This window comes from Microbacterium sp., assembly GCF_047972865.1.
GTDB lineage: Bacteria > Actinomycetota > Actinomycetes > Actinomycetales > Microbacteriaceae > Microbacterium.
The window spans coordinates 1-8,914 of the sequence record NZ_JBKEAY010000160.1 but is presented as its reverse complement, the minus strand read 5'-3'; the positions used below and the strand labels follow the sequence as shown (position 1 = coordinate 8,914).

12 protein-coding genes are annotated in these 8,914 nt (G+C 64.5%); 8 read left to right on the top strand and 4 right to left on the bottom strand.

Going from position 1 to position 8,914, the window contains the following annotated elements:
- Nucleotides 1-162: 162 nt before the first annotated feature.
- Nucleotides 163-453: a hypothetical protein gene (locus tag ACK5KK_RS09840; protein WP_416889907.1), complete on the bottom strand. Its 291-nt coding sequence runs from the start codon at nucleotides 451-453 to the stop codon at nucleotides 163-165.
- A gap of 278 nt (nucleotides 454-731) precedes the next feature.
- Nucleotides 732-1,325: a hypothetical protein gene (locus ACK5KK_RS09835; protein ID WP_416889906.1), complete on the bottom strand. Its 594-nt coding sequence runs from the start codon at nucleotides 1,323-1,325 to the stop codon at nucleotides 732-734.
- A 232-nt stretch (nucleotides 1,326-1,557) separates the two neighbouring features.
- Here ACK5KK_RS09835 and ACK5KK_RS09830 point away from each other — a divergent pair, with 232 nt between their 5' ends.
- From ACK5KK_RS09830 to ACK5KK_RS09800, 7 genes are all read left to right on the top strand, one after another.
- On the top strand, nucleotides 1,558-1,878 hold the full coding sequence (locus tag ACK5KK_RS09830) for a hypothetical protein (RefSeq protein ID WP_416889905.1): 321 nt from the start codon (nucleotides 1,558-1,560) through the stop codon (nucleotides 1,876-1,878).
- Between the two features lie 96 nt (nucleotides 1,879-1,974).
- Complete coding sequence (locus tag ACK5KK_RS09825) at nucleotides 1,975-2,484, top strand: hypothetical protein (RefSeq protein WP_416889904.1); 510 nt, start codon at nucleotides 1,975-1,977, stop codon at nucleotides 2,482-2,484.
- Nucleotides 2,485-2,603: 119 nt separating this feature from the next.
- Nucleotides 2,604-3,035 carry a hypothetical protein gene (locus ACK5KK_RS09820; protein ID WP_416889903.1) on the top strand — a complete coding sequence of 144 codons (432 nt, stop codon included), beginning with the start codon at nucleotides 2,604-2,606 and terminating at the stop codon, nucleotides 3,033-3,035.
- A gap of 500 nt (nucleotides 3,036-3,535) precedes the next feature.
- Nucleotides 3,536-4,936 carry a hypothetical protein gene (locus ACK5KK_RS09815; RefSeq protein WP_416889902.1) on the top strand — a complete coding sequence of 467 codons (1,401 nt, stop codon included), beginning with the start codon at nucleotides 3,536-3,538 and terminating at the stop codon, nucleotides 4,934-4,936.
- A 13-nt stretch (nucleotides 4,937-4,949) separates the two neighbouring features.
- Nucleotides 4,950-5,606 (top strand): ABC transporter ATP-binding protein, encoded by a 657-nt coding sequence (locus ACK5KK_RS09810; protein WP_416889901.1) that lies wholly within the window; start codon nucleotides 4,950-4,952, stop codon nucleotides 5,604-5,606.
- Nucleotides 5,603-6,508 (top strand): ATP-binding cassette domain-containing protein, encoded by a 906-nt coding sequence (locus ACK5KK_RS09805; RefSeq protein ID WP_416889900.1) that lies wholly within the window; start codon nucleotides 5,603-5,605, stop codon nucleotides 6,506-6,508. Before ACK5KK_RS09810 ends, ACK5KK_RS09805 begins: the two co-directional genes overlap by 4 nt.
- Nucleotides 6,505-7,323, top strand: coding sequence for a hypothetical protein (locus ACK5KK_RS09800; RefSeq protein WP_416889899.1), 819 nt, complete (start codon nucleotides 6,505-6,507; stop codon nucleotides 7,321-7,323). Before ACK5KK_RS09805 ends, ACK5KK_RS09800 begins: the two co-directional genes overlap by 4 nt.
- Here the strand turns inward: ACK5KK_RS09800 and ACK5KK_RS09795 are convergent.
- Both ACK5KK_RS09795 and ACK5KK_RS09790 read right to left on the bottom strand, forming a co-directional pair.
- Nucleotides 7,316-7,543, bottom strand: coding sequence for a response regulator transcription factor (locus tag ACK5KK_RS09795; protein WP_416889898.1), 228 nt, complete (start codon nucleotides 7,541-7,543; stop codon nucleotides 7,316-7,318). The genes ACK5KK_RS09800 and ACK5KK_RS09795 overlap by 8 nt on opposite strands.
- A gap of 199 nt (nucleotides 7,544-7,742) precedes the next feature.
- Nucleotides 7,743-8,477 carry a hypothetical protein gene (locus ACK5KK_RS09790; RefSeq protein ID WP_416889897.1) on the bottom strand — a complete coding sequence of 245 codons (735 nt, stop codon included), beginning with the start codon at nucleotides 8,475-8,477 and terminating at the stop codon, nucleotides 7,743-7,745.
- 84 nt (nucleotides 8,478-8,561) lie between these two features.
- Between ACK5KK_RS09790 and ACK5KK_RS09785 the strand changes: the two genes are divergently transcribed.
- The coding region (locus tag ACK5KK_RS09785) for an adenylosuccinate synthetase (RefSeq protein WP_416889896.1) at nucleotides 8,562-8,914 on the top strand (353 nt) is incomplete at its 3' end.

Here is an 8,914-nt window from a genome sequence, read left to right as displayed (position 1 = left end):
GGTCACGAGGTCCTCCTTGGCGGAACGTGATTCTTGGTCGTTTCACATCCCACCCGGAGGACCTCACCCGTTACCGCACGACCCGCCGACCGACACCAACCTCACGAGACACAACAACTAGCGATCCTTGGTTCCCGGCTCTTTGGCGTTTGTCTTGAGTTTTCAGGCGGCCTTTCCCAGGTGTGTCCGGTCGATGTAGGCGTTGACGTGACGGTCGATGGTCTTCAGTGCGTGGCGTAGCTCGGTGGGTGCGGGTGGTTGGTCGGCGGCGCAGAGCGGGGCCAGGAGCCGGTCGTGGACTTTCGTGTAGAACACCGCGATCCGCGGCCCGTCGGGGGTGAGGGTGTACGTGTTCGTTTTCGGGATACGGGCGATCAGTCCTTTCCGGGCGAGCCGGCCGAGGTCGTAGCTCATCTGGCCCATCCGGTAAGGGACACCGAGCAGCATGCTCACCTGGGCGCGGAGGCTCTTGTTGGTGAAGCCGAGGGTGTTCCGATCATCGCGAGGGCGCCGAGCAGGGCCATCACCCGAGGGTCGCCGAACCTGAGGGCCGGGGCCCTCCTGCCATCCTCGGTGAGGGTGGGTTGCGCGACCCGCTCAAAGGCTGGGCTCGCGAGGTGAAGACCCTGCCCGACACGTTCAGTATCGAGCAGCCGGGTGTTGATGTCACGACTCTTCGCTTGCAGGACATCGAGATGCTCCAGGCGCCGGGGCACGCCCAGGTCGGTGGGCTAGTTGACCACCGTCTCCACCCGCAGCGCCCGCCCGTGTTTGAGTTCGGAGATGACTTGCTCGATCACCGCGTGTCCGCGGTGGCGGCGGTCGGCGTCGATGGTGGTGAGGGTGGAGTTGGTGATGAACGCGTGGTGGCGGTGGGTGTCGAACAGGGTGTCCTGCCCGTGGCTCGCGTTGCCGCCCAGGCGCTTGACCCGCCGCACCACGAGCCGGCAGGTGACGTGCTCGTCCGTGCGGCGGGAGGTGAACGCGGTGAACGCGGTCTCGGCCACTTCCGCGTCGGAGACCCACCCGCCGGCTTGTTCGTCCCAGACCGCTTCGGGGTACTCGATCCCGACCCAGTCCTCCTCCGGGATCGCTGCGATCGCCGCGGTCACGGTCTTCCACTGCGGGATCGTGATCGAGAACCATGCGCCCGCGTCCGTGACCGCCGTTACGTGCGCGTGGGTGCAGAACGCACTGTCGGCGCGGGTGATGACCTGCCGGTTCGGCGCGATCTTCCCGATCACGCCCAGTCCGCGGGACGCGTACCATTCCGCAGAACCTCCCGACCGGGCGTTCCCCTTGCGGAGTCCGGCCTCCACGATCATCGGGAGGGTGTGGTCGGTTCCGGCCGCGACAACAAGAAGCGTCGCAGCAATATCCCCGGGAACGGGACCGCCAGCGACGTGACCCGTTCGATCGCGTCCAGGATCAAGGCTGAGAAGACTGGACAAAAGGCCTACGCGCGAGGTGAGGTTCGATGCGAGTCTGTAGATGTCACACGAGTTACCGACGTGTTCGATGTACCCGATGGTGACGCAGAACAGAAAGGGACGAAGAATGACTATCACAGAAGGGCTGGCAGTCGACTCCTCAAGAGTGATCGCACGCAACCTCGTTGGAGCGGCGATCGCACTCATTCTGGCCGCCGCGGCGGTCACACTCGGAGGCGTATATGGCCCAGAGGTCGTGAAGTCGATCATTACCGCACTTGGAGTCGCAGAAGCCGGTGTGGCGGTCGCGATCGTCAACGCGATTCTCGCGGGCTCTGCGGTGGCGACGGTGGTCGCCGCGCTTCTGGGCGGTGGGATTGGTGCAGCTGCGATCGCTGGAATCCGGTGGGCGATCTCGGCCTTCGGGAAGAAGAAGGCGATCGAATAGCCAATCTTGCGCCGAGGGATCGTCACGCGGGGAGAGTGGGTCGTGCCGACGAGACGGCTCAGTGCCTCGTGGCGGGTAGCGGGGGTGACGGGAGCCTTGTGGATCGTCGCCCTCGCGCTCGGCAGCGCCGCGCAACTTCCGTTCGAAGTCACCCGCCAGGACAGTACCTACCAGCCTTGGGGTGAAGTGATGCCGATCTTCGTCAACAACCTTGCTGTTGGCTTAGCATTGTACTCCGGTGTCATTTCTTTCGGAGCGATCTCGATCGCGATGACGTTCTTCGCGGGCATTTACATCGGATCCATCGTGGGACTTGCCGTGGACGCTTGGGGCCTGGGCGGCGCCTTCGACGCGTTCTGGCCTTTTCTCTTGTTTGAGGTCGCCGGGTTCATGGCTTTCACGTTCGGGGGTCTCCTTCCTGTGTTTCGTGTCGGCCGTCTGCTCCAGAGCTCATCGGCGCCGAGCAGCCGAACCGTGTCGGGGGGCGCTGATATCGCGTACCGGGCGGCGGCGCAGGTGGCCGCCAGCCTGCCTTTCGCCGGGGTGGGGGCCGTCTTGCTGGCCGGTGGCGCTGTCCTTGAGGTCGCGGGAGGCCTGCCGAGATGACTCCAAGCGCTCCGCAGGACCCTCGCAGTCCGGTTGACGCGCCCCTCCGACATCACGCGGCGGCGTGGGTCTGCTTGAATTTGATTGCGATAGGCGCCGCGACGTTCGCGTTGACCCCGATGATTGACGAGGAGATCGCTCTTGGCCCTCAACCGGTGGACGACGGCTTCGAAGGCCTTGCGCGCGCAACTGCTCTGTTGCTATTGCTGTTCGCAACGACACTGACGTACGTCGTCATAAGGGTGGGCGTCGCGATGGTGGGGCGGCTCGTGCCCACTCCTGCCGGGCCGGGTGCCACCACCATATCGGTGCGGACGGTGGACCTTGCTCAATTCGCTTTTATGATCGCAACCGCAACCGGACTGCACCGGCTGCTCCCGACCGGCATGCGCCCCTTGGCTGTCGGCTTGTTCTTTGTCGCTGTTGTCGCTGGCATCGGACTCTCATCGAGTGGGGTCCGTCGTGCTGTGAGGCGCCGTCGACTCGTCAGTTCGGCGGCCGTGGTGTTCCCGGCGGCGGCTGTCGCGGTGTCTCTCGCGGGAAGATGGTGACGCATGTCGGGGATTCTGCGACGTGCGCGCCGGGTAGTTCCGATTCTCGCGGCTGTCGCTGCGATCGGGAGCAGCATAGTGGGCTGGGTGCTCAGTGATTCGAACGCGCTTGGCGCGCCAGCTCAAACGTTCGACATCCTTCGCAGCATGCGTGTCGGCGTGTCTGTGACAGTCGGGATGATCGTGGCGGCCACCGTACCGTTCATTTTGCGACCACAACTCCTACCGGCCGTCGGGGTATCGTTGTTCGCGGTTGCCATGACTGGTTGTTGCGTGCTGGCTGCCCTCCTCCGGGATGAGCCTTGGCAGTGGGTTCCTGCTGCATCCGCCGCTTTGTGTGGTTTCGGCGCAATCGTGCATCTGAACCTCTCGTACGCGGTCGGCGAGGAAAAGCGCTCGCGAAGACGTCGATCGGCAGCGTCGTGACTGGGAGCGGTATTGCTGGGGTGCCTCGCGTCTCAGCGGTAGCGCGGGCGGAGCGCTGGCGATCGATACGGCTCGTGATCGCGGTCGAGGCGGCGATGTGGGCCAAAGAGAACGGTATCGTCTCGAACTCGCGATCGGTGCCGACGATGATTGTGGTGCTTTCCAGCGCCAGCGCCAGCGCTGTGGTCTTGTCAACCATGGCACTTGTCGGAGTTCACCTACTTTTCTCGACGGTAGCCGAGGGTGCCGTGACCGTCGCACTTGTGATCTTCGAGGTGATCACGTTGGTCGCTGCAACGGGAGCCGGCACGCGGTCGGCGCGGACACTTGCTCAGCGTGTCCCCTACGCGAGACTATATGGCGATGCTCTGCGGGTGGAGCCCGAGGTTGTCCTGTTCGTGCGAGGTCAGTTACCCGCGCTGCTGAAGATCGGGGCTTGCCTCCCCATCGTCATCACGTGCGCGATCATCGTCGGACCGTTCCCATGGCTCCTGCCTGGAGTGTTGCTGTTGGTGCTGGCGGCGATCTTCTTCGTCTTGCGGGTTGTCCCGCTGCGGCCGGGGCGTGTAGGTATCTCATGGGGATCGATCCTGTCGGCACTCGTCGCGGGAATGGGGGCCGGACTCGCCTTGCGCGTTGTGGCACGTGCTCCGGAGGGGAACGCGCTGCCGCAGGAGTGGGTACGTGAATCGGTGGGCTACGGGCGTTTCGTCGCCGAGGTGGTTCCGATTGTTGCTGTCGTCGGGTTGTGCGCGGTTGTTGCTGTCGCTACCCGAGCGGCTCGAAGAGTAGAGCGAGCCCCATTGCACGCACCTGTCTACGGATGGATCACCGCGATGGGAGCAATTACGGGTCGCGGTGTTGGTCGAGGCTCCGAGCTGTTGCTGAGGACGCTCAACCCGTTGGCGGCGGCTATCGTCCTCGTTTCCACTGCTGCCGCGGTCGCCCCCGCATCGATTGAGCCGGAGCACCCCGCCGCGATAGCCGTTCGTGCCCTGCCGCTTATCTTTGCGATGATCGTGTCCACCGCGCTCTCCTCATTCTTCGGCGCGGCGCATGTGCTTCCGTTGCTGAATCTGACGGCACGTTTCCGATCGCGATCGGTCTGGCGGGGCGTTGTCGCGTACCTCCTAGTGATTGCGTCGTGGATTGTGCCGACTCCGGCGATCCTCGGTATTGCAGGGGCGGTGCTCACAGGGTCTGGGATGATGGTGGCATCGGGGTTCATTGTGGGTATCGCTGCCGTCGGCGGGGTGCTCGTTGGCTCCCTGTTCGATCGATACGCGTTGCGGCTTCCCGACGGCACGATTGAGTTGAGTTTGTGGGGCCACACACTTTCAGGACTGGCGCCGACGGTGGCCGCTTTCCCGATGATCGCCTGGGGCACGCAGTGGTCATGGGCGTCGTTGGCGGCAGGCTTGCTCGTGGTTTGGGGTTCAGCGTGTGTGTTGTATCGACGAGTGAGGCCGCTGTGACGGAGACGAACCCGTGAGGGAAGAGGTTTCAACGGGACGGTCGCTGCTGATGGACGGAATCAGGCTCAGCGCGGTGACTGCTGGCTACGACGGAGGACCTGACGTTGTGTCGGAAATTGACGCACTTCTGGAGCCGGGTCTGACGCTGGTCAGCGGTGCAAACGGCAGCGGGAAGTCGACTCTGCTGGAGATCATGGCCTCCAATCTGATGCCTCGGTCTGGTGAAGTCACGCTGGATGGAGTCTCGACGCGGTCAGCGGATGCGCGCCACCGGCGCAGCTATGCCCCGCACGCGGTGGGGCTCATTCCCGCGCTGACGCTTGCCGAACACCTGATGTTGACGGGACCGCTCGGCTCGGAAGCGGAGGTTGACGCCGCGGTGAACGGGTGGGGGCTCGACGATTGGGTCAACGAGCCGATCGAGGCACTCTCGACGGGTACGCGACGAAAAGCGTGGCTGCTGATGTGTCTTATCCAGCCTCAGCGTTGCGTGCTGCTGGATGAACCGTTCAACGGGCTTGACGCGGCAGCGGTTGCACATCTGTCCGGCCTTATCGACGGGTGGTTGGCCGACAGGCGGACAGTTGTCCTGGCCTCCCACAACGTCCCCCGGCCCGTGAGGACCTTCGACCCCAAGGTTCTTCGTCTCGTTGAGGGTCGGTTGGCATGATCGAAGTGAAGGCACTTGCAGCGTCGTACGGAACGAGAGAGGTGCTATCTGACGTTTCATTTTGCGCCCACGCGGGCCAGGTCACCTCTGTGGTGGGTCCAAACGGGGCGGGGAAGTCGACTCTCTTCCGCGCCATCCTTGGTCTGCAGAGGGCTTCGCATGGCGTCGCGCTGCTGAACGGCTTGCCGTATGGAGCCTCCGACGCTTCGTTGGCGACGATCGGCGCAGCTATTGACCCCACGTGGCTCAGCGGTCGGCGCTGCGTGCGGGATGAACTGCGCCTGGCGGCGGCGCCGCAGCGCATCCCAAAGACACGCATCGGGAAGGTGTTGAGAGAAGCAGACTTGGAGGAGGTTGCGGGGAGGCGTGTCAAGACGCTGTCGTTAGGGATGCGCCAGAGATTGTCGATCGCGCGTGCACTTCTCGGTGAGCCTTCCATTCTCGTTCTCGACGAACCGACAAATGGCCTCGACCTCGACGGGGTCATGTGGGTCCGGCAGCTCGTGCGGTCGGCGGCTGAGGCCGGCGGGACAGTTCTTCTGTCATCGCACGTTCTCGCTGAACTAGAGATGGTCAGCGACCGAGTAGTCGTTCTTCGTTCAGGCAGAGTAATCCTCGATCGGTCCACATCTGAATTGCACGCTGATTCGAACGTTGCGGTCAGAATCGTCTCGGATGATCCAGGGGCGCTTGCTGACCTGCTCGCCCACCACGGTATCGCCTGCACGAGTACTGGGCGCGTGACGTGGGTAGTTGGGCACCGCGCGCGCGAGTTGTCCGACTTCGCGTTCCAGGCGAGGCTGTTCATAGAATCTGTGACCGAAACGCGGCGCACTCTGGAAGACGAGTATGTGCGTGCCGTCGCGAGGGCTGAATCGGCGGGTCCCGGATGGGCACGATGACTCGTACAACTCCGCTCGTTAGACAACGAGTCCGCGATGTCGCGAGGGCGGAGCTGATTCGACTTACCAGCACGTACAGGCCGTACGGCTTTGCGATCGCCGCCGTCGCGGTTGCCGCTGTCATGTCCACCGTCGCAGTACTGCTTGCTGCCGCGGTCACAGCACTTGGAGCCGACTATCAGATGGAGGGTGAGAGCCTCGTGCGCGGCGCATCCAGCGCGGGGCTCCCGACGGTCGCGCTCATCTGCGGGGTAATCGCGATGGACATCAGTCTGAGTGACAGAGCATGCGGTGCGGATAACCTCACCGCCCTGAACGTGCCGAAGCGTCGTCGTACCTTCTTTGCACGGTTGCTCGTTGTTGGTGGCTTCAGCATCGCTGTTGGTGTCGTCGCGCTCTCCGTGGGGGCAATATTCGTGGCGGGTATTGCGTCGACAACAGGTGAGGAACGGGCGCTTTCGTCTGTTGGACTTGACCTGAGCCGAGTGATCGGGTCGATCGGTGCCTGTTTGCTTGTGGTGTGCATTGCCCACGGACTCGCCCACGTACTGCCGGGCGTGATGCTGCCGTACGCCGTGTTTTTCGTCGTCATGTCTGTGCTCCCGGTGCTGGCCCGCGCGCTTCGCGGGCATGAAGGGTTCGGTGTCGCGGACCTGGTACTTACCTTGACTCCGTCCGAGCACATCGGGACTCTCACAGCGGGCGGTGTGCTGGGCGTTGTGGCCGTTGCGGTGCCCTGCGCGTGGGCTGCTGCCTGCCTCGTCGCCGGTGTGCTCCGAGCCGACCCACCGGCGACACGCGGTGTGGCTACCTGAATCTGACGAGGCCAGTACGCGCCGCCAACACGAGAACTTGAACACGATCACGCGCGTCCCATTTCGCCATGATCGCACTGAGGTGGCTCTTGATCGTGCCGAGCGAGAGGTTGAGGGAGCCAGCGATTTCGACGTTGGACTGGCCTCTAGCGAGCGCTACCAGCACTTCCTTCTCGCGATCTGTCAGCTCGGGCAATTGGGTGATGGCTGACGGGAGCATGCGTTCACCGCAAACCGATCCGAGCCCGCGTTCGGTGACGTCAGGCGACACAGCACCCCCTCCGGCTGGCAGACGACGGACTGCGAAGTCCAGCTATGCCCTCGACGGGAGACGTGAGTGCAGCACGGGCTTCCCACACCACCACCGTAGCCAGGCTAGGCGGTCGTGTCGCGGTGATTAGACAAATGGCTATCGAAGATTAGACCTTCGGGTGGTTTCGCGGATCATGATGCAGCGGCTGCGCGTGGCCGGAGTGATCGCGGACGCGACGGGACCGCTCATCGCCTTCTTGGCGGGGGATGACGCCGCCATGATCACCGGGAGCAACTACCTGATCGACGGCGGTCGTACTGTCGTGTGATGCGCCGCGTCCGCGGCATCCGTCGCGGACGCGCTCCCACGCGGTGCGCGCCGATCCCGCCACCGACCGATCGCGATGACGGTGGCACCCACCGCCACGAACGCGACCGTGATCGCGCCGACGTAGGCCAGCACGGATGCCGGGCCACCGGGCCCGTGCGGGTCGAGAATCGGGTACGGGTACCACCAGGCGGGTGCTGCCGTCGGGCGCGGAGACCAGCTCACCGCGCAGCATCGTGCAGACGGTCCACGTGAGCGGATAGCCGACGATGACGGCAAGACACCACCACGGCAGCCCACGCCGCCGCGGCGCGAACAGCAAGTCGGCGAGCATATACAGCCGGAGCACGACGTGAAGCGCCTCGATCGCGAACCGGTCGAGCGCGGCGATCAGGGCCGGCTCGCCCGACGCCGGCGGAAACCGCAGCAGCAGGTTGTAGACCACCCCCAGCTCCAGGATCGCCGTCGTCGACGTGGCCATCGCGAGGGCGACGCTTCGCGGTTCGCGCGTGGCAGCCGGATGCCGTCGCTGCCACGCCGCCGCCGCCACCGCGGAACGCAGCTCAGAGTTCACTGCACGTCATCGGGGCCGCAAGCCGTCGCCCCGCCGCCGGATAGGATGGGGTGTAACCGTCCGACCAACGGGGGAGTCAACCCAATGCCAGGCATCGTCATCGTCGGGGTGCAATGGGGAGACGAGGGCAAGGGCAAAGCCACCGATCTCCTGGGCGAGCGCACCGACTGGGTCGTGAAGTTCAACGGCGGCAACAACGCCGGCCACACTGTCGTGGTCGGAGACGAGAAGTACGCCCTGCACCTGTTGCCCAGCGGCATCCTCACCCCGGGTGTCACACCCGTGATCGGCAACGGTGTCGTCGTCGATCTCGAGGTGCTGTTCGACGAGCTGACGGCGCTGAAGGCGCGCGGCATCGACACGTCGCGGCTGCGGATCAGTGCGAACGCGCACGTCATCACGCAATACCACCGCACGCTCGACAAGGTCACCGAGCG

What these genes read in the sequence shown, in the direction of transcription:
- ACK5KK_RS09835 (WP_416889906.1), bottom strand. Translation starts at nt 1,325, where the DNA reads ATGATCGTGGAGGCCGGACTCCGCAAGGGGAACGCCCGGTCGGGAGGT.
- ACK5KK_RS09830 (WP_416889905.1), top strand. Translation starts at nt 1,558, where the DNA reads ATGACTATCACAGAAGGGCTGGCAGTCGACTCCTCAAGAGTGATCGCA.
- ACK5KK_RS09820 (WP_416889903.1), top strand. Translation starts at nt 2,604, where the DNA reads ATGATTGACGAGGAGATCGCTCTTGGCCCTCAACCGGTGGACGACGGC.
- ACK5KK_RS09805 (WP_416889900.1), top strand. Translation starts at nt 5,603, where the DNA reads ATGATCGAAGTGAAGGCACTTGCAGCGTCGTACGGAACGAGAGAGGTG.
- ACK5KK_RS09800 (WP_416889899.1), top strand. Translation starts at nt 6,505, where the DNA reads ATGACTCGTACAACTCCGCTCGTTAGACAACGAGTCCGCGATGTCGCG.
- ACK5KK_RS09795 (WP_416889898.1), bottom strand. Translation starts at nt 7,543, where the DNA reads ATGCTCCCGTCAGCCATCACCCAATTGCCCGAGCTGACAGATCGCGAG.